20 protein-coding genes are annotated in these 20080 nt (G+C 50.0%); 18 read left to right on the top strand and 2 right to left on the bottom strand.

The annotated features are described in order from the left end of the window. Window positions 1–112 precede the first annotated feature (112 nt). The 13 genes from sdhC (at window position 113) to BQ6873_RS04115 (ending at window position 13888) form a co-directional block, all read left to right on the top strand. A complete protein-coding gene (sdhC, locus tag BQ6873_RS04175; protein WP_076591524.1) occupies window positions 113–523 on the top strand; it encodes a succinate dehydrogenase, cytochrome b556 subunit in 411 nt (136 codons plus the stop codon). Beyond that, a complete protein-coding gene (gene sdhD, locus BQ6873_RS04170; protein WP_076591523.1) occupies window positions 523–888 on the top strand; it encodes a succinate dehydrogenase, hydrophobic membrane anchor protein in 366 nt (121 codons plus the stop codon). Before sdhC ends, sdhD begins: the two co-directional genes overlap by 1 nt. Window position 889: 1 nt before the next feature. Continuing rightward, entirely contained in the window at window positions 890–2668 is a 1779-nt protein-coding gene (gene sdhA / locus BQ6873_RS04165) for a succinate dehydrogenase flavoprotein subunit (RefSeq protein ID WP_076591522.1), read from the top strand. An 11-nt stretch (window positions 2669–2679) separates the two neighbouring features. Further along, window positions 2680–3390 carry a succinate dehydrogenase iron-sulfur subunit gene (locus BQ6873_RS04160; RefSeq protein ID WP_076591521.1) on the top strand — a complete coding sequence of 237 codons (711 nt, stop codon included), beginning with the start codon at window positions 2680–2682 and terminating at the stop codon, window positions 3388–3390. A 101-nt stretch (window positions 3391–3491) separates the two neighbouring features. After that, window positions 3492–3761 (top strand): succinate dehydrogenase assembly factor 2, encoded by a 270-nt coding sequence (locus tag BQ6873_RS04155; protein ID WP_076591520.1) that lies wholly within the window; start codon window positions 3492–3494, stop codon window positions 3759–3761. Between the two features lie 77 nt (window positions 3762–3838). Continuing rightward, complete coding sequence (gene gltA / locus BQ6873_RS04150; RefSeq protein WP_076591519.1) at window positions 3839–5149, top strand: citrate synthase; 1311 nt, start codon at window positions 3839–3841, stop codon at window positions 5147–5149. A gap of 211 nt (window positions 5150–5360) precedes the next feature. Then, on the top strand, window positions 5361–8219 hold the full coding sequence (locus tag BQ6873_RS04145; protein ID WP_076591518.1) for a 2-oxoglutarate dehydrogenase E1 component: 2859 nt from the start codon (window positions 5361–5363) through the stop codon (window positions 8217–8219). A 62-nt stretch (window positions 8220–8281) separates the two neighbouring features. Next, complete coding sequence (gene odhB / locus BQ6873_RS04140) at window positions 8282–9535, top strand: 2-oxoglutarate dehydrogenase complex dihydrolipoyllysine-residue succinyltransferase (RefSeq protein ID WP_076591517.1); 1254 nt, start codon at window positions 8282–8284, stop codon at window positions 9533–9535. An 88-nt stretch (window positions 9536–9623) separates the two neighbouring features. After that, on the top strand, window positions 9624–11051 hold the full coding sequence (lpdA, locus tag BQ6873_RS04135) for a dihydrolipoyl dehydrogenase (RefSeq protein WP_076591516.1): 1428 nt from the start codon (window positions 9624–9626) through the stop codon (window positions 11049–11051). 8 nt (window positions 11052–11059) lie between these two features. After that, window positions 11060–11464, top strand: a complete 405-nt coding sequence (locus BQ6873_RS04130) for a hypothetical protein (protein ID WP_076591515.1) — start codon at window positions 11060–11062, stop codon at window positions 11462–11464. A 108-nt stretch (window positions 11465–11572) separates the two neighbouring features. Continuing rightward, entirely contained in the window at window positions 11573–12670 is a 1098-nt protein-coding gene (gene zapE, locus BQ6873_RS04125) for a cell division protein ZapE (protein WP_076591514.1), read from the top strand. A 40-nt stretch (window positions 12671–12710) separates the two neighbouring features. Next, the gene (locus BQ6873_RS04120) at window positions 12711–13412 is read left to right on the top strand and encodes a hypothetical protein (RefSeq protein WP_076591513.1); all 702 of its coding nucleotides are present in this window, start codon (window positions 12711–12713) and stop codon (window positions 13410–13412) included. 272 nt (window positions 13413–13684) lie between these two features. Beyond that, window positions 13685–13888, top strand: a complete 204-nt coding sequence (locus BQ6873_RS04115; protein ID WP_009665193.1) for a cold-shock protein — start codon at window positions 13685–13687, stop codon at window positions 13886–13888. Between the two features lie 113 nt (window positions 13889–14001). Here BQ6873_RS04115 and BQ6873_RS04110 read toward each other — a convergent pair whose 3' ends face one another. Further along, a complete protein-coding gene (locus BQ6873_RS04110; protein ID WP_076591512.1) occupies window positions 14002–14424 on the bottom strand; it encodes a thioredoxin family protein in 423 nt (140 codons plus the stop codon). A 122-nt stretch (window positions 14425–14546) separates the two neighbouring features. On the opposite strand from BQ6873_RS04110, the gene tsaB reads away from it, so the two are divergent. From tsaB to BQ6873_RS04090, 4 genes are read left to right on the top strand one after another with little or no spacing between them, the layout of a single operon-like run. Beyond that, window positions 14547–15245, top strand: coding sequence for a tRNA (adenosine(37)-N6)-threonylcarbamoyltransferase complex dimerization subunit type 1 TsaB (tsaB, locus tag BQ6873_RS04105; protein WP_076591511.1), 699 nt, complete (start codon window positions 14547–14549; stop codon window positions 15243–15245). Beyond that, window positions 15242–15742: a ribosomal protein S18-alanine N-acetyltransferase gene (rimI, locus tag BQ6873_RS04100; RefSeq protein ID WP_076591510.1), complete on the top strand. Its 501-nt coding sequence runs from the start codon at window positions 15242–15244 to the stop codon at window positions 15740–15742. The genes tsaB and rimI overlap by 4 nt, the downstream gene beginning before the upstream one ends. After that, complete coding sequence (locus BQ6873_RS04095; protein WP_076591509.1) at window positions 15739–16605, top strand: uracil-DNA glycosylase; 867 nt, start codon at window positions 15739–15741, stop codon at window positions 16603–16605. Before rimI ends, BQ6873_RS04095 begins: the two co-directional genes overlap by 4 nt. Then, window positions 16583–17563 (top strand): DUF1853 family protein, encoded by a 981-nt coding sequence (locus BQ6873_RS04090; protein WP_076591508.1) that lies wholly within the window; start codon window positions 16583–16585, stop codon window positions 17561–17563. Before BQ6873_RS04095 ends, BQ6873_RS04090 begins: the two co-directional genes overlap by 23 nt. An 11-nt stretch (window positions 17564–17574) precedes the next feature. On the opposite strand, the gene lplT is transcribed toward BQ6873_RS04090, so the two are convergent. After that, complete coding sequence (lplT, locus tag BQ6873_RS04085; protein ID WP_076591507.1) at window positions 17575–18837, bottom strand: lysophospholipid transporter LplT; 1263 nt, start codon at window positions 18835–18837, stop codon at window positions 17575–17577. Between the two features lie 157 nt (window positions 18838–18994). Between lplT and alr the strand changes: the two genes are divergently transcribed. Then, window positions 18995–20074 (top strand): alanine racemase, encoded by a 1080-nt coding sequence (alr, locus tag BQ6873_RS04080; protein ID WP_076591506.1) that lies wholly within the window; start codon window positions 18995–18997, stop codon window positions 20072–20074. Window positions 20075–20080 lie beyond the last annotated feature (6 nt).

Raw genomic sequence — 20080 nt, 5'->3', positions numbered from 1 at the left:
ACGTATGAGTAATACATTATGTTGGTGCACGTTATGACAAATAATATGTATTGGTGTGGTGCACCAAAATCGGTGAAAATCAGCGGTTCATCTCGTTTGGGAAAGTCATGCCATGTCTGATTCACTCAAAACAAGCAAGAAGCAGTTTCGTAACATCAACATTACTGACCTTGGTCATTATCGTTTGCCCTTAGCAGGGATTTTGTCGATATTGCACCGCGTCAGTGGCGCCTTGATGTTTGTGTTGCTGCCATTCATTTTGCTTTTGCTCGATAAAAGTTTGTTGTCCGAAACCTCTTTTGAGCATTTCAAAGGCATAGCCTCTCACTGGTTCGTCAAGCTGATTATCCTTGCGTTGGCATGGGCTTATCTGCACCATTTCTGTGCGGGCATTCGTCATTTATTGATGGATGTGCATGTCGGCCTGGATAAAAACACGGCAAAAAAATCGGCTGTGATCGTCTTCGCATTCAGCCTGCCTTTGACCGCACTCGTCGCACTTAAATTGTTTGGAGCATTCTGATGGCGAATGACAATATCGGACCACATAGACTGGTCGTCGGTGCCCACTACGGTTTAAAAGACTGGCTGGCACAACGCGTTACCGCGATTGTGATGGCGTCTTATACGCTGGTTCTGTTGATTGCTTTCTTGACCGCGACTGATTTCAGTTACGAAGGTTGGGCTGGCTTGTTCGCTCAGCAATGGTTCAAGATGTTTTCGTTTGTGACCTTCCTTTCCTTGTTCTATCACGCGTGGGTTGGTATGCGTGATATCTGGATGGATTACATCAAACCGGTTTCTATACGCCTCGTATTGCAGGTTGCCACGATCTTGTGGCTGGTCGCTTGTGCCGGATGGACGGCGCAGATTCTCTGGAGAGCGTAACGTGGCAGCAATTAAAAGCAGCATTCCCTCACGCCATTTTGACGCCATCATCGTCGGTGCCGGCGGTTCCGGCATGCGCGCATCGCTACAGCTTGCAGAAGCAGGCTTGAACGTCGCGGTATTGTCGAAAGTATTCCCAACGCGTTCGCATACCGTTGCTGCTCAAGGTGGTATCGGTGCTTCGCTCGGCAATATGGCGGAAGACAATTGGTATTGGCACATGTTCGATACGGTCAAAGGTTCGGATTACCTCGGTGATCAGGACGCGATCGAGTTCATGTGCCGCGAAGCGCCGAAAGTCGTCTACGAACTGGAACATTTCGGTATGCCTTTTGACCGTAATTCCGACGGCACGATTTATCAGCGTCCATTCGGCGGTCACACTGCGAACTTCGGTGAAAAGCCGGTGCAACGTGCTTGCGCTGCGGCGGATCGTACCGGTCATGCTTTGCTACATACACTCTACCAACGTAACGTTCGCGCCCGTACCCACTTCTTCGTGGAATGGATGGCGATCGACTTGATGCGCGACGCCGAAGGCGACGTGATCGGTGTGGTTGCGCTGGAAATGGAAACCGGCGAAGTAATGATGCTGGAAGCCAAAACCACATTGTTTGCTACAGGTGGTGCAGGGCGTATCTGGGCTGCATCGACCAATGCCTTTATCAATACCGGTGACGGTATGGGCATGGCGGCACGTGCTGGCCTGCCGCTGGAAGACATGGAATTCTGGCAGTTCCACCCGACCGGCGTAGCTGGTGCGGGTGTGCTGATTACAGAAGGCGTGCGCGGTGAGGGCGGTATTTTGGTGAATAGCCAGGGCGAACGCTTCATGGAGCGTTACGCGCCTACGCTGAAAGATCTGGCACCACGCGATTTCGTTTCACGCTCCATGGATCAAGAGATCAAAGAAGGCCGCGGTTGTGGTCCTCTTAAAGATCACGTGATGCTGGATTTGCGTCACATCGGCGCAGAAACCATACAAAAACGTTTGCCATCGATTCTGGAAATCGCACACAAATTTGCGAACGTCGATGCGACGCGCGAACCGATTCCAGTCGTGCCGACTATCCATTACCAAATGGGCGGCATTCCAACCAATATTCACGGTCAAGTTGTTGAGCCGAAGAATGGCAATCCGAATCACGTTGTGAATGGCTTGTACGCGATTGGCGAGTGTGCCTGCGTGTCAGTACACGGCGCGAATCGTTTGGGTACTAACTCATTGCTTGATCTGTTGGTGTTTGGCCGTGCAGCAGGTAATCATATTGTTCAGAGCAATCTGAAAGGCCGCGAACACAAACCATTGCCAGCCGATGCAGCCGACCTCGCGTTGTCGCGTTTGTCACATCTGGAAAACAGCACTGGCGGCGAGCGCGTGCAGGATGTCGCTAACGATATCCGCTCGACCATGCAACGTTATTGTGGCGTGTTCCGTACGGACGAATTGCTGCAAACCGGCTACAAGAAAATCATGGAATTGGATGAGCGTCGCAAGCATGTGTCGTTCAAGGACAAGTCCCGTGTTTTCAATACCGCGCGTATCGAAGCACTGGAGCTGGACAATCTGATCGAAACAGCCAAGGCGACCATCACCTCAGCTGCGGCCCGCAAAGAATCGCGCGGTGCACATGCACATCGTGATTTTGAAAAACGCGATGATGAAAACTGGATGAAACATTCGCTGTTTTACTCCGAAGGCAACCGACTTGATTACAAGCCAGTGGTGACCAAGCCGCTGACAGTTGACACCTTCAAGCCTAAACCACGTACTTTCTAAAAGGTCAGAACATGGCACGGACTCTCAGACTTCAGATTTACCGCTATGATCCTGACAAGGATGCAAAACCGTACATGCAGGACGTGACGGTTGAGTTGCAAGATCATGACAAGATGCTGTTGGACGCTTTGCAGCGTATCAAGGCCGACGTTGATGACTCGCTGGCATTGCGTCGTTCCTGCCGCGAAGGTGTGTGCGGCTCAGATGCGATGAACATTAACGGCAAGAACGGTTTGGCATGTACGACCAACTTGAATGAGTTGAGTGAGCCTATCGTTTTGCGCCCATTGCCAGGCTTGCCGGTGATCCGCGATCTGATCGTGGACATGACGCAATTCTTTAAACAGTACGACTCGATCAAGCCTTACCTGATTAACGATACAATCCCGCCTGAGAAAGAGCGTTTGCAGACCCCTGCAGAGCGCGAAGAACTCGATGGCTTGTATGAGTGTATCCTGTGTGCTTGTTGCTCGACTTCCTGCCCGTCGTTCTGGTGGAATCCTGATAAATTTGTCGGCCCGGCCGGTTTGTTGCAGGCCTATCGTTTCATTGCCGACAGCAGGGATCATGCGACCAGCGATCGACTGGATAATTTGGAAGATCCATACAGATTGTTCAGATGTCATACAATTATGAATTGTGTGGACGTTTGTCCTAAAGGTTTGAACCCGACACGCGCAATCGGAAAAATCAAGGAATTGATGGTCCGTCGCGCTGTATAGTGCCGGGTTATTGACGAAACGCATGACGATTTTGTCGTTGTGCGTTTCTTTCGCAAGAAGCAATGACGTGGAAAAGCGTTAAACAGGTTGAATAAGAGTCCATGTCCATAACCCATCAAGCTGATCCAGTAAAACGTGCGCGCCTGAGATGGCGTGGTCGTCGCGGTCTGCTGGAAAATGATTTGCTGCTGACGCGCTTCCTGGATAAGCATGAGGAAACGCTGACGGATGAAGAGGTCGAAGCCTTTTCGATATTGATGGAGTTGCCAGACAACGATTTACTGAATTTGCTATTGGCACGCAATGAACCGGATGGTGAAGTAGATACACCTCAAGTTCGTGCGCTGTTAAGCAGATTGCGTGCAATTTAAAGCGCACTGCAATACCGATTTTATTTTGCGATTTATTCATAAATCGACTCACCCCCTCGTTATTAGAAGGAAGAGCCATGCCCCACTCCCAATCTGACATCAAAGCCACACTGTCGTTTTCTGACGGTTCGCCATCAGTGGAGTTGCCGATTTACAAGGGAACAATAGGCCCTGACGTAATCGATATTCGCAAACTCTACGGTGCCAGCGGAAAATTCACGTATGACCCAGGCTTTATGTCGACTGCATCGTGTGATTCAACGATCACTTACATTGATGGCGACAAAGGCGAATTGCTGTATCGCGGTTATCCGATTGAACAATTGGCAGTGAAGTGCGACTTCCTTGAAACTTGCTACCTGTTGCTTAAAGGCGAGTTGCCGAACGTAGAGCAGAAGAAAACCTTCGTCAACACCGTGACCAAGCACACGATGTTGCATGAGCAAATGCAATTCTTCTTCCGCGGCTTCCGTCGTGATGCGCATCCTATGTCGGTACTGGTTGGTACGGTTGGTGCGTTGTCCTCGTTCTATCATGATTCGCTGGACATCAATGACCCGCATCACCGTGAAGTGTCCGCGATTCGTTTGATCGCGAAGATGCCAACGCTGGTTGCGATGTCTTACAAATATTCGGTCGGCCAGCCATTCGTGTATCCACGCAATGACTTGTCGTATAGCGCGAACTTCATGCACATGATGTTCTCGACACCAAGCGAAGAATACAAAATCAGCGACGTGCTGGTACGTGCGCTGGATCGTATCCTGATCTTGCATGCAGATCACGAGCAAAATGCATCGACTTCGACAGTGCGTCTTTCCGGCTCTAGCGGTGCGAATCCATTCGCCTGTATCGCTGCTGGTATCGCTTGTCTCTGGGGCCCTGCGCACGGTGGTGCAAACGAAGCCGCACTGAACATGTTGAAAGAAATCGGTTCAGTCGACAACATCCCGGAATTCTTGGCAAAAGTGAAAGACAAGAACTCCGGCGTCAAGCTGATGGGCTTCGGGCACCGCGTTTACAAAAACTTCGATCCACGTGCCAAACTGATGCGTGAAACTTGCCACGAAGTGTTGGAAGAATTGGGTCTGCATGATGATCCATTGTTCAAACTGGCTATGGCACTGGAAAAAGTGGCGTTGGAAGACGAATACTTTGTGTCGCGTAAGCTGTACCCGAACGTCGATTTCTACTCGGGTATTGTGCAATCAGCATTAGGCATTCCTGTATCCCTGTTCACCGGTATCTTCGCGATGGCGCGTACCGTGGGTTGGGTTGCTCAATGGAACGAAATGATTTCAGATCCGGAACAAAAAATTGGCCGTCCACGTCAATTGTTCATCGGTGAAAAACAGCGTGACGTCTCGGATATAGCGAAGCGTCCGTAAATTGGTTAGTAAGGTAAAAAGTGGATCATGAGATTCACTTTTTACCGATTTGTTTTATGTTATTCTCGTTTCAGATTATTAGATTTCAGCAGCTATAGATTAAAACGTCCTTCCCCACAACTTGATGTGCAATCCGCTAACCGGTCAGGCCGTGCCGCGGAAGGTTAAATTAACCCGCTAATCTCGCGAAACGCGAAGAAAGGTGAGCAAGATGATGCAACAATCTTTATCCAACTCTTATTTGTTTGGAGGGAATGCACCGTACGTTGAAGAACTGTACGAAGCATATCTCGACAATCCCGGCTCCGTACCAGACAACTGGCGCGCGTACTTCGACGCCATGCAGCATGTGCCTGCTGTCGATGGTTCGACCAAGCCTGACGTCGCGCATGCGTCTGTCATCGCATCTTTCGCCGAACGCGCCAAGAATGGCCCGATACGCACAGTTACCGCATCCGAAGATGTTGAAATGGGACGCAAACGCGTCGCTGTTACACAACTGATCGCTGCTTACCGCGTGTTGGGTAACAACTGGGCCAATCTTGATCCATTGCAACGTCAAGAGCGTCCATCGATCCCGCAATTGGAGCCTAGTTTTTACGGCTTTACCGATGCGGACATGGATATCGTGTTCAACATCAGTAATACCCATTTCGGTACAGAAACTTCCTCGCTGCGAGATTTGCTGAACGCATTGCGCGATACATACTGCCGTTCGATCGGACCGGAGTTTATGTACATCAGCGATCCTGCGCAAAAGCTTTGGCTGCAGGAACGGTTTGAGTCGGTACGCTCGACACCAACTTTTTCCAGCGAAAAGAAAAAGCACATCCTTGAGCGCCTGACGGCAGCTGAGGGTCTGGAACGTTATCTGCATACCAGATACGTTGGACAAAAACGTTTTTCGCTGGAAGGGAGCGAGAGCTTCATCGCTGCGCTTGATGAAACGATACAACGTGGCGGCGAAAAAGGCGTGCAGGAAATCGTGATCGGTATGGCGCATCGCGGACGCTTGAACGTATTGGTCAACACCCTCGGCAAAATGCCGCAGGAATTATTCGCTGAATTCGAAGGCCGTCATGGTGACGATCTGCCATCCGGCGACGTTAAGTACCATCAAGGTTTCTCATCCGATATCAGCACACCAGGCGGTCCTATCCACCTGTCGCTGGCTTTTAACCCTTCACATCTGGAAATCGTTAATCCAGTGGTGGAAGGCTCCGTGCGCGCACGTATCGAACGCCGTGGCCAGAACGATCCGTCGCAACAAGTTTTGCCTATCCTGATCCACGGCGATGCAGCATTTGCTGGTCAAGGCGTGATCATGGAAACGCTGAATCTGGCGCAGACTCGCGGCTACGGCACCGGCGGCACCGTCCACATCATCATCAACAACCAAATCGGTTTTACTACGTCCGATCCACGTGACTCGCGTTCGACGCTGTATTGCACCGACGTTTCGAAGATGATTGAAGCACCTGTGATCCACGTCAATGGTGATGATCCTGAAGCCGTTGTTTTCGCAGCGCAGATCGCACTGGATTACCGTCTTGAATTCCGCAAGGATATCGTGGTCGACATCGTTTGCTATCGCAAACTTGGTCACAACGAGCAAGATACGCCAGCGCTGACGCAGCCATTGATGTACAAGAAAATTGCAGCACATCCAGGCACACGCAAACTGTACGCCGACAAATTGGTGACACAGGGAACGATCGCTGCGGATGAAGGCGATGCAATGGTCGCGGAATACCGCGATGCAATGGATGCTGGTAAGCATACGATCGATCCTGTTATTTCGAATTTCAAGAGCAAATACGCAGTCGATTGGATGCCGTTCCTGAATCGCAAATGGACCGATGCCGCTGATACTGCGGTACCGATGACAGAGTTGAAGCGTTTGGCTGAACGCATCACCACCTTGCCGGAAAACTTCAAGGTTCATCCACTGGTTGAAAAAGTACTGGCTGACCGCGCAAGCATGGGCCGTGGCGAAATCAATCTGGATTGGGGCATGGGCGAGCATTTAGCCTACGCATCATTGGTCAGTTCCGGTTATGCCGTGCGTCTGACTGGTCAGGATTCTGGCCGCGGTACATTCGTCCATCGTCATGCAGTACTGCATGATCAAAATCGTGAACGTTGGGATGCAGGCACCTATGTGCCTTTGCAAAACGTTTCGGATCAGCAAGCTTGGTTCCGTGTTATCGATTCCGTTTTGTCGGAAGAAGCAGTATTGGCTTATGAATACGGTTACTCCACAGCTGAGCCGAATACGCTGGTTATCTGGGAAGCGCAATTTGGCGATTTCGTCAACGGCGCGCAAGTCGTTATCGATCAGTTCATCAGTTCCGGTGAAGTGAAGTGGGGCCGTGCATCAGGTTTGGTCATGATGCTGCCACACGGTTACGAAGGTCAGGGACCGGAGCACTCCTCCGCACGTCCTGAACGCTTCTTGCAACTGTGCGCAGACAACAATATGCAAGTAGTGCAACCGACTACCTCGGCACAAATCTTCCATCTGTTGCGCCGTCAGATGATTCGTCTGTTCCGCAAACCGTTGGTGATTTTGACGCCAAAATCGCTGTTGCGTAACAAGGATGCCGGATCGCCGTTGAGCGAACTTGCCAAAGGTTCGTTCCAGACCGTGATCGGTGAAGTGGATGAGAAGATCGATGCGAAGAAAGTGAAACGCGTCATCGCTTGTTCAGGTCGCGTTTATTACGATCTGGTCGCTGCTCGCAAAGAACGCGGACAGAACGATGTTGCCATTATTCGTGTCGAACAGCTTTATCCGTTCCCACATAAAGCGTTTGCGGCTGAGCTCAAAAAATTCCCGAATTTCAATGAATTGGTGTGGACTCAGGATGAACCGCAGAACCAAGGTGCATGGTTCCAGATCCAACACAATATTCTGGAAAATATGGCAGACGGACAGAAACTTGCCTATGCCGGCCGTCCAGCCAGCGCATCGCCTGCCGTGGGTTACTACGACAAGCATTACGCACAGCAAAAGGCACTGATTGATGCTGCATTTGCCAAATTAAAAGGTTTTGTACAAACCAAATAAAGACCCTGCGACATCCCAGAAGCTGGGATGTCGTATGAACAACCCGAAACGGAGAGTTAAAAATGGCAATTCTTGAAGTAAAAGTTCCGCAACTGTCGGAATCTGTTGCAGAAGCAACGCTGCTGCAATGGCATAAAAAAGTAGGTGAGACCGTCGCTCGCGACGAAAACCTGATCGATATCGAGACCGATAAAGTCGTGTTGGAACTACCTGCGCCTGCCGCCGGTGTGATTACACAAATCGTGCGCGACGATAACAGTACAGTCGTTGCTGGCGAGGTCATCGCGCTGATCGATACGGATCTGTCTGCGGTGGTTATTCCTGCACCTGCAGCCGCCGCTGCAGCACCAGCTGCATCGGTCGCGTCAGCACCTGCAAGTGCACCAGCATCATCGAATGCTGCTAGCGGTATTGCAATGCCGGCAGCTGCAAAAATGCTGTCAGAAAACAATCTGGCAGCAGGCGATGTCGCCGGCACGGGTAAAGATGGTCGCGTCACAAAAGGTGATGTCATCAATCAACTGGAGAAAAAGCCAGCACCAGCACCAGTGGCTGCCGCCAAACCTGCGTTGCAACAAGTTGCTACGCCAGCGCCATCCCTTGCTTCGCTTGCGAATCGTCCGGAAGAGCGCGTGCCTATGAGCCGTTTGCGTGCTCGTATCGCAGAACGTTTGTTGCAATCACAAGCAAGCAATGCCATCTTGACGACTTTCAACGAAGTCAATATGCAGCCTGTGATCGATCTGCGTACCAAGTACAAAGACAAGTTTGAAAAAGAACATGGCGTCAAACTCGGCTTCATGTCCTTCTTCGTTAAGGCTGCTGTTGCTGCGTTGAAAAAATATCCAATCATCAATGCATCGGTTGATGGCAACGATATCGTCTACCACGGCTATTTCGATATCGGTATCGCAGTCGGTTCGCCGCGTGGTTTGGTTGTACCTATCCTGCGTGATGTCGATCAAATGTCGATCGCTGAAATCGAAAAGAAAATTGGCGAATTTGGTAACAAGGCCAAAGAAGGCAAGCTGACACTGGATGATTTGACCGGTGGTACCTTCTCCATTTCGAACGGCGGTATCTTTGGTTCGATGTTGTCGACACCGATTATCAATCCACCACAATCCGCGATCCTGGGCATCCATGCGACCAAGGAACGTGCTGTTGTTGAGAACGGTCAAATCGTGATTCGTCCAATGAATTATCTGGCGATGTCCTACGATCACCGCATCATCGACGGACGTGAGGCTGTATTGGGTCTCGTCGCGATGAAAGAGGCATTGGAAGATCCTGCGCGCCTGTTGCTGGATCTCTAAAGCCGGGTAAATAAAAGACACAAAGGCGCAACCATTTTGCTGCCTGCGTGTCTTTTTTTCTAAGTGGATAATTTAGCGGGATAAAGATATGTCGAAGAATTTTGATGTGGTGGTGATCGGTGGTGGCCCTGGCGGCTATGTTGCAGCGATACGCGCGGCGCAATTGGGATTTACTGCTGCCTGTATTGACGAATGGAAAAATGAAAAAGGTGGCCCTGCACCTGGTGGAACGTGCACCAACGTTGGTTGCATTCCATCGAAAGCATTGCTGCAATCGTCGGAAAACTACGACCATGCAGCGCATGCGTTTGCTGATCACGGGATAGAAGTAAAAGGTCTGTCGCTGAATCTGAAAAAGATGGTGTCGCGCAAGGACACAGTCGTTAAACAAAATAATGACGGCATCCTGTACTTACTCAAAAAGAACAAAGTGACTTTCTTCCATGGCCGTGGCTCGTTTGTAAAAGCGATCGATGGTGGTCATGAAATCAAGATCGCCGGCGCGACAGAAGAAAACATTTTTGCCAAGCATGTCATCGTCGCGACGGGGTCAAATCCACGCCAATTGCCAGGCGCTGCCTTTGATGAAAAGCTGATCTTGTCGAATACGGGTGCGCTCGCAATGACGGATGTACCTAAGCGTCTTGGTGTGATCGGTGCGGGCGTGATTGGTCTGGAAATGGGCAGCGTATGGCGTCGCCTTGGTTCTGAAGTGACGGTGCTCGAAGCGTTACCAGCCTTCCTCGGTGCAGTCGATGGACAAGTTGCCAAAGAAGCGCTGAAGCAATTTACTAAGCAAGGCCTTGCTATCAATCTGAGCGTCAAAATCGGTGCGATTACTGCTGGCAAGAACGATGTAACCGTCAACTATGTTGATGATAAAGGCGCTGCGCAAAAAGCAGTCTTCGACAAGCTAATCATATCGATAGGCCGCATTCCGAATACGATAGGTCTGAACGCGGAAGCCGTTGGTTTGAAACTCGATGAACGTGGCTTTATCGCAGTTGATGGTGATTGCAAAACAAGTTTGCCAAATGTATGGGCTGTAGGCGATGTGGTACGTGGTCCTATGCTGGCACACAAAGCTGAAGAAGAGGGCGTTGCCGTCGCAGAACGTATCGCCGGTCAGCATGGTCATGTTAATTTCAACACCATTCCTTGGGTGATTTATACCTCACCGGAAATCGCATGGGTTGGAAAAACAGAGCAGCAGCTCAAGGCGGAAAACATTGCTTATAAAGCTGGTTCTTTCCCGTTCCTGGCAAATGGTCGTGCGCGCGCATTGGGTGATACGACTGGTTTCGTGAAGTTTCTTGCTGATGAAAAAACCGATGAAATCCTTGGCGTACACATCATAGGCCCTATGGCTTCGGAACTGATTTCAGAAGCTGTGGTCGCAATGGAGTTCCGTGCATCGTCTGAAGATATTGCACGGATCTGTCATGCTCATCCTTCTTTGTCGGAAGCAGTAAAAGAAGCAGCGCTGGCAGTGGACGGTCGAGCGCTGAATTTCTAGGAGTGTAGATGCGGTACGCAGGTTTGCTATTACCTTTACTCTTGAGTGCCTGTGCATCAACAGGTTCTGGAGATGGTCGCGTGTTAATTACGACTGCAAGTAACGGGCAGGAGTTCGGTGGCGCTAATTGCGTGGTGACGACCAATGCATCCAGCTGGAATGTGGTCACGCCGGCTTCTGTGCAAGTTGGACGTAGTAATGGCGAACTGCGTATTATCTGTAATAAATATGGCTACAGAACATCGGAGCTGAGATTACCTCCGTCTGGCGGGCAACCAACTGGTTCCAGAGTTGGTCTTGGTCTCGGCGGTGGTAGTGGTGCTGTGGGACTTGGTTTGGGCCTCAGTCTTCCGATTACGTCGGGTGGCGGTGGTTACCCGGCACGTGTTGTGGTAAACATGAATCCGCAGTAAGCACGTAGTGCTGTTGACATACTTGGGCGAGCAATGACTCGCCCATTTTTATCTTGAGAGTCCATAAAAATTGGGCAGGACCATAAAAATGAATTGGATTTTCACCGAATGAATGTTCGCGAATTTTATGATCAGGCTTTGTCGCAACGTGGATTCATTGCCGATGAATCGCAGCTCAATGCCGTCAATCGTTTGCAGCAAGCATACGACGAATGGGTAGAGTACAAGGCGCAGCGCGCCAATGCCTTTTTACGTTTTTTGCGACCACCGGAAATTCCACGCGGCATCTATATGTGGGGCGGTGTCGGCCGCGGCAAATCCTTCCTGATGGATAGTTTTTATTCGGTGGTGCCACTGGTACGCAAGACGCGTGTGCACTTCCATGAATTCATGCGCAGCGTCCATCGTGAGCTGGATGAGCTAAAGATGATAGCCAATCCGCTGGATGAGGTGGCGAAGCGGATTGCCAAGAAGTATCGCCTGATTTGTTTCGATGAGTTCCACGTCATCGATATCGCTGATGCGATGATTCTCTACAATCTGTTCAAGGCACTGTTTGAAAACGGTGTGTCTTTCATCATCACCTCGAATTTTCATCCAGACACCTTGTACCCAGATGGATTGCATAGAGATCGCATGTTGCCGACCATCGAATTACTGAAAGAAAAACTCGATATCGTTAATGTCGATAGTGGCAATGATTATCGCAAGCGTGCATTGGAGCAGGTTGATGCCTATTACTGGCCGCTGAATGAAAAGTCGAGTGAAGCAATGCGTGTTGCGTTTGCGCGCATCGCTGAAACTGTCGATGAAAATCCGCATCTGAGAATTGAAGGGCGTGATATCCAGGCCTTGCGACGCGCCGGCGGTGTAATATGGTTTGACTTCGCGACGCTGTGTGGTGGGCCACGCTCGCAAAATGATTATCTTGAACTGGCCAGCCGTTTCCATACGCTTTTTTTATCTGATGTCCCGGTTATGTCAGCAGGTATGTCTTCGGCAGTACGGCGCTTTATCTGGTTGGTGGACGTATTGTATGACCACAAGATTAAGTTACTGATATCGGCCGAGGTGCCGATGGAGGAGTTGTATACTGATGGTGCTCAGATTGCTGAATTTCAACGTACCGTTTCGCGCTTGATCGAGATGCAATCATCCGAATACATGGAAGCCGAGCGTCGCCATGAGGGCAATTCAATTTTGTAAGTTGTATAGCTAGGGTTTAGTTAATGTGGATGCACAGTATATGAAACAGGTATTGAACATATTCATCGTCGGCTCGATTCTGTTGTCGAGTCAGCCAGTCTTTGCGCAATCAACTACGACAGTTGAGGCTGACTCACAGTCGTACTCAGTGAGTGCCTTGACTGAACGTTATCCTGCCAATTCGATTCAATCATCAACGGCAGCAAGCAGTGCATTAGCCGATGTGACAAAAGCGCGCTCGTTTATTGAGTCGCGTTTTGCTGCGGGTCAACGTGCATGTTACAAGGAGTTTTTTACGAATTCCTGTTTGGCCAAGGTTAAGGAACAAAAACGCGCTGATTTGGCCGTGATCAAGCCAATTGAAATCGAAGCAAACGCATATACACGCCATGCCAAGGTTGCAGAGAGTGATCGCCGTTTGGCAGAAAAGGCTGCACAAAGCGAAGGCAGGGCAACAGCAAGCACGCAGAACAAGACAGATGCTGCGAGTGGCAAGTCTACGGAAGCTAATGATTTGACGAAAGACGCGCAACGCAAAGTACGCGCTGAGAATTACGCTAAAAAGAATGCCGATTATGCTGAGCGGCAAAAGTTGTTGCGGGAAAATGAGCAAGCCGATGCCAAGAAGCGTGCCGAAAATGTTGAACGGTATGAGGCAAAAGTGCGGGAATCAGAAGCGCGTCAAAAAGAAGTTGCAGCAAAGAAAGCTGAAAAAGCACGCGAACAGGCGAACAAGCAATAAATTTGGCAATGTTTGTGTAATTCATAATGCTTGTGCAAATGGCATGAGAACAAATGAATTACAGGGTTTAAATGGACGGACAAGAAGTGAATGGGGTGATGTCTCAAAGCAATATTAAGAGATTATCAAAATTCAACTCTTTTCTCTTTTATCCGGTATAATCAAGCATCGTTGAGATTCGAGTTAGTAGTGCAGTATTAGTCTGTCATTCCTGTCTTGGTTGAAACGATCTAACGGGCAACTGCCCAACTTAACTGAAATTAGGAATTGCAATGGCAACTGGTATCGTAAAATGGTTCAATGATTCGAAGGGCTTCGGCTTTATTACACCTGACGAAGGCGGCGAAGATTTGTTCGCTCACTTCTCGGCAATTCAGTCGAGCGGCTTCAAATCACTGCAAGAGAACCAACGCGTTTCTTTTGAAGTGACTGCTGGCCCTAAAGGCAAGCAAGCTTCGAACATTCAGCCTATCTAAGCTGAATCTAGCGAAATAAAAAATCCCCGGTTCGCTGGGGATTTTTTTTGTCTAAAAATTTGTTGAAGCTAAATGTTTGTAGCGTTGGCGAGGTTAAGCCAATTGAGTCGCACTCAAGCTTGTGTCAATGCTTGTCGTAGATTGCGTTCCAACTGCCACTCTTTATATTCAGCGCTGCTTTGAGTTTGTGTCTTGCGTTCAGATGCGCTTTTCTCTGCGTGAGAAGTGACGAGGCGATGCGCAATGCGATGGTCGGGCATCGTCGTGCCATAAAAGACGACATCGTCACCACGCTGAATTAACAGCGTAGGAAAGTTCTCTACATCGAAGTCGCCCACGAGGTCGGCGCGATCCTCGATATCAATCCAGACGAAGAGCTTGTCAGGGTGTTGTGACGCCAGTTCGTCAAATCCTGGGCGATAGTTTGTGCAGACGTCGCACCAAGCCGCGCACAGACATGCCACGACCCATACGTCGTCTTTCATGCGCTGCGCTAACTGCTGCTGGTTTTCCGGTTCTAGTGTGATGCTTGGCATGGCGGTATTTTACCGGTTTCTGCCGCTACTAGAGCGACCGTCCTTTTATGAAATGAATAATGCCTGCGTAGAGTTGTATTTGTTCTCAGCACCTACTGCTATGCACACGGTAAAATACCGCTATGTCTACTATTCTCGCTATCGAAACATCCTCTGAGCTGGCATCGGCTGCCTTGTTGTGCAATGGCATAACGACGAGCAGAGAGGCCGCCGGTGTCACTACGCATTCGCAAAGTATCTTGCCTATGGTGCAGGCTTTGCTGGCGGATGCCAGCATTGCATTGAGCGATTGTGATGCGATTGCTTTCGGTGCAGGACCTGGTTCATTCACCGGTGTGCGTACTGCTTGTGGTATTGCGCAAGGTTTGGCGTATGGCGCAGACAAGCCATTACTGCCGACGGTTACATTGCTGGCACTGGCACAAGCTTGTCGCGAACAAACCGGCGCATCCGATGTGCTTGCTGTTTTGGACGCACGCATGGGAGAAGTGTATTGGGCGCAGTATCGCTTTGTTGCCGAGTGGCAGATCGTCATTCCGCCGACTTTGTCTGCTGCAGTTGATGTATTGCCGCAGGGAGAGGCCATCGCATGCGGTAATGGCTTGCAGGCTTATGCTGCAGATTTCGCTGCGCGTTCATTTTTTGCGAATAGCTTGAAAGATATGTTGCCGCATGCAGTGCAGATTGCAACATTGGGTGCAGCTGCATTTGCTCAAGGACTGGGCGTATCTGCCAGCGCGGCAGAGCCGCTGTATCTGCGCAACAAGGTAGCGCTGACAACGAGCGAACGTCTGGAAAAGGCTGCAAAGGAGGCTGCATGAGTTCTGTGCAAAGTCCTATTCCTCATTTTGAATCTGGTTCATCTGCGCTCAAGCTCTATTTTTATCGCATGCAGCCGACTGATATCAGTGATGTACTGGCGATTGAAAACGATGTTTATCCATTTCCATGGACGCGCGGGAATTTTCTTGATTCCATTAATAGTGGATACGAAACATGGATATTGCGCGATGGTTCCGGCGCATTGAATGGCTATTTTTTATTGATGCCTTCGTTCGATGAGGCGCATCTGTTGAACATTACAGTGCATCGTGATCTGCATGGAAAAGGCATAGGGCTTTTGCTGTTAAATAAGGCGAAAGCAGTTGCGATGGAGAGAAAGCTGGAAGCGATCTTGCTGGAAGTTCGTCCGTCGAATACGCGCGCAGAAAAAATTTATCAACGCTATGGGTTTACCCGTATCGGCGTTCGCAAGGGTTATTATCCTGCGCCCAATAATCAGCGTGAAGATGCGCTAGTCATGAAGTTAGCCCTATGAGCAATCAAGATCGTCGTACGGCATTCCTGCATGAAATGGGATTGGGGCCAGTTTGGTCGCAACGTGCGGCTGTATTGCAAACACTCGAGCATGAGCCTGTACTGTTGATGGCAAGTGCGGAGACGGTAGAAATTTCTGTGCCAGTTGCCGCTCCAGTGCCGCAGCAACGTGCTGCCGAGCCGACGCTATCGGCCTGGGGCGATGAGACTCCGGCCGCGCCTGCAACTGTACCTATGACTGCAGCCGTCAGTGCAGTGGTGAAACCCGCTAGTGATGTCGCCAATATGGGTTGGGAGCAGTTGAAAGAGGTTGTTAGCAATTGCACGGAATGCGGTCTATGCAAAGGGCGTACGCAAACTGTATTCGGCATCGGTGACCAAAAAGCAAAATGGTTATTTGTCGGAGAAGGCCCAGGCCGGAATGAGGATTTTCAAGGCGAGCCCTTCGTCGGTCCTGCCGGAAAATTGCTCGACAATATGTTCATCTCAATGGGCTTGAAGCGTGGCGAGAATGCCTATATCGCCAATATCGTGAAATGCCGACCGACCGATGCGAACAAACGCGATCGCCCACCTACAGCCGAAGAAGTCGATGCTTGCATGCCATATCTGCAACGACAAATCGCCTTGATCAATCCAACCGTGATTGTTGCGCTTGGCAAGACGGCAGCTCTGTCCTTGCTGAAGCTGGATCCGGCAACGCCAGTCAGCAAGTTGCGCGGCACAGTGCATCGTTACGACGAGATACCTGTTGTCGTAACTTATCATCCGGCTTATTTATTGCGTAGCCTCAAAGACAAGAGCAAGGCCTGGGCGGATTTGTGCCTGGCTATGCAAACTTATACCGCCAGGGAAAACGGCTAAGTTGGCCGATTCTTTCCAACACCAATTTCACCAGCGTTGGGGCCATCTCAACGATATACATGTGCGCGCACTGGCATGGTTGCTGGATGCACCTGATCTGCTCGACCCGCTAGCACCACAATGGCAGGGCAAGATCGCCACGTTGGAAGGCAGCTTGCCGGACGATATCGCTGATTGGTTGCTGACACTTGATCAGCAGCCTGACGCTCTGCATCGCTACTTGGACGTACAGGCTTTTACGCGTTTGGGGCGTTATGCAGAAAAGCTGATGGCTTTCTACTTCGAGTATCGCGGCATACTTGCGGCGCATGGAGTTCAGGTCAGAGCGGGGAAGAACAGCACGATAGGTGAATTCGATTTTCTATTGCGGATAGAGGGTCAACTTTTGCATTGGGAATTTGCCACCAAGTTTTATCTGCTGGAATCCAGCGGTGCTGGTGAAGATGCTGATTATTTTGTCGGTCCTAATCTGGCAGATACGCTGGGTGCAAAAATGCACAAGATACTGGATCGCCAGCTCTTGCTATCGCAACATCCGGCAGCACAAGTACATCTTCCAACTCCTGTAAGCCAGGCACAAGCTTTGGTAAAAGGATGGTTGTTTTATCACAGCGCTGATGAGGCTGATGCGATTGCATTCGGGACTCACAGCGAGCATTGCCGCGGATTCTGGTGTGCGTTGAATGAGATGGAACGCGTGCAAGCGGAGCGCTATGCAGTTTTGCCGCGTTTGCATTGGTTGGCTCCGGCAAAATTGGCACCGAACCAAACAATGGACAAACAGGCTTTGCAGGATTTGCTGGCCAAGCACTTTGTCGATGACACGATGCCAGTATTGGTTGTTCTACTGGAGGTGGAGGGCGAGAGTGCGATTGAAACAAGCCGCGGATTTATCGTGCCCATCGATTGGCGCACTCGCGCTGGGCAGCGGATAAAACTGGTTCATCCGCTTACCTAGAAATTGCTAGATTAGTGTTTGGGTTCGCCTATGAGCGACAAGGAGTCGTGCTCACGTTGATTGGCTGCGTGTCTGCGCATGATCAGGAGCATGATGCCGGAGACGGACATGCCGAACAGAACGATGACGATATTGATATTCAGATTCAGTTTGACCATCAGTGCGTAAAGCAAGAGCATAGTCAGCACTGACAGATTCTCATTGAAATTCTGTACTGCGATGGAGTGTCCCGCACTCATCAACACGTGACCGCGATGCTGCAACAAGGCATTCATAGGCACGACAAAATAACCAGATAGCGCGCCTACCAGCACCAGCAGCGGATACGCCAGCCAAACGTTATGCACCATCGTCATGACGATGACGACCAATCCCATGATGACGCCGAGCGGCATGACAGATAGCGATTTCTTTAACGGAACAAAACGGGCCGCTGCAATCGCACCGACTGCGACGCCAACGGCAACAATGCCTTGCAGAATGGCTGCCTTGTCTAGAGGCATGTTCAGGGATTGTTCCGCCCATTTCAACACGATGAATTGCAATGTTGCACCAGCACCCCAGAACAAAGTGGTGACCGCGAGCGAGATTTGTCCGAGCCTGTCTTTCCACAAAGTGGTGAAGCAATTGGCAAAATCACCAATTAACTTGATCGGATTGCGTTCTTGATGAGGGTAGCGGGCGCCGGTATCAGGGATACGGAGATTAAAGAGTGCTGCAAGTAGATAAGAAACTGTAATGATGCACAGAGCGGCTTCTGCTGGTGTATCGATGCCGAAATTGATGATGGGGAAGTCAAAGGCAAGTAATTTGGCGGCGAGCTGAGGGTTGATCAACGCGCCACCCATCACGGTACCCAGAATAATCGAGGAAACGGTGAGGCCTTCAATCCAGCCATTGGCTGCAACCAGTTTTTCAGCTGGTAATAACTCGGTCAAAATTCCGTATTTGGCTGGCGAGTAAGCAGCAGCACCAAAACCGACCACAGCATAAGCGAATAGGGGATGTACATCGAAGAACATCATGCCGCAACCGAAGATCTTGATCAGGTTGGTGATGAACATGACGCGCCCTTTGGGCAATGCGTCTGCAAAAGCGCCGACAAAAGCGGCAAGTAATACATAAGACAGGACAAAGAATAGCTTTAGTAATGGAGTCATCCATTCGGGTGACTTCATTACCGTTAATAAGGCTATGGCCGCTATTAGGAGGGCGTTGTCGGCGAGCGAAGAAAAAAACTGCGCCGCCATGATGGTATAAAAACCGCGATTCATTCGCATTAATCTATTTTTACTATTGTCTCTGGCTGACTTTATACCATGAAACTATGGGCCTCCGAATGAATTGCACATCAGTAGCGCAACACGTCCGGTAAAATAAAGACATTCGACTTAACCGAATGTCACGATTTAACTTTTTTCACATTCCCGTATGCCTAGACCGCTTGTTGCCACCATTGATATTAACGCTTTGCGAACCAATTTGGAACGTGCGAAAAAGTGTGCGCCACGTTCCAAAGTATGGGCCGTCGTCAAGGCGAATGCTTATGGCCATGGTTTGGAACGTAGCATACGCGGTTTTGCCGATGCGGATGGATTAGGTTTGATCGAATTGGATGGTGCGGCAAAGTTGCGACAACTTGGTTGGCGCAAACGCATTTTGTTGCTGGAAGGTTTTTTTGGCCCCTCCGATCTGATAACCATCTCTGATTACCAGCTGGATACGGTTGTGCATTGTGCTGAGCAGTTAGTTATGTTGGAAAAAGCCAAGCTAACGACAAAAATTGATGTTTATCTCAAGATGAACAGCGGTATGAATCGCCTGGGTTTTACACCGCAACACTACCGCGCTGCTTATGAGCGCTTGCGCGCAATACCTGCTGTGCGCGATATCTCTTTCGTCACACATTTCGCCAATGCGGAAGATCCGAACAATGCAGGGTTGAGCTTGGGCGAACAACTGCGACGTTTTTATGCGGCGACGGAAGGTTTGCCAGGCGAAAGATGTTTGTCCAATTCAGCAGCAGATTTGATGCATCCGGAATGTGCTGCGGATTGGGTCCGTCCCGGCATCATGCTTTATGGTGGAACTCCCGGCGACGCAACAGCACAGGACTTCGGTTTGCTGCCGGCCATGACCTTGAACAGTGAAATTATCGGCATACAGCATATCGTTGCTGGCGATGCGGTTGGCTATGGCAGTGCTTTTGTTGCAGACAAGCCGATGACGATAGGCGTGGTGGCTTGCGGTTATGCCGATGGTTATCCAAGACAGGCGCCGACAGGTACACCGGTTGTTGTCGATGGCGTGAAGACACAACTTGTCGGACGTGTTTCGATGGATATGATTACCGTCGATCTCACTTCGATAGCTACTGCACGTGTCGGTAGCAAGGTCACCTTGTGGGGAAATGGCTTGCCTATCGATGACGTGGCGAATGCGGCAGGCACAGTCGGTTATGAATTGATGTGCGCGATTGCACCACGCGTACAAATCGTTGAACTCAACTAAAAGAAT

This window comes from Herminiimonas arsenitoxidans (assembly GCF_900130075.1).
Classification (GTDB): domain Bacteria; phylum Pseudomonadota; class Gammaproteobacteria; order Burkholderiales; family Burkholderiaceae_D; genus Oxalicibacterium; species Oxalicibacterium arsenitoxidans.
Note: the sequence above shows the minus strand (reverse complement) of the source record. Positions and strands in the feature narration are given on the sequence as shown.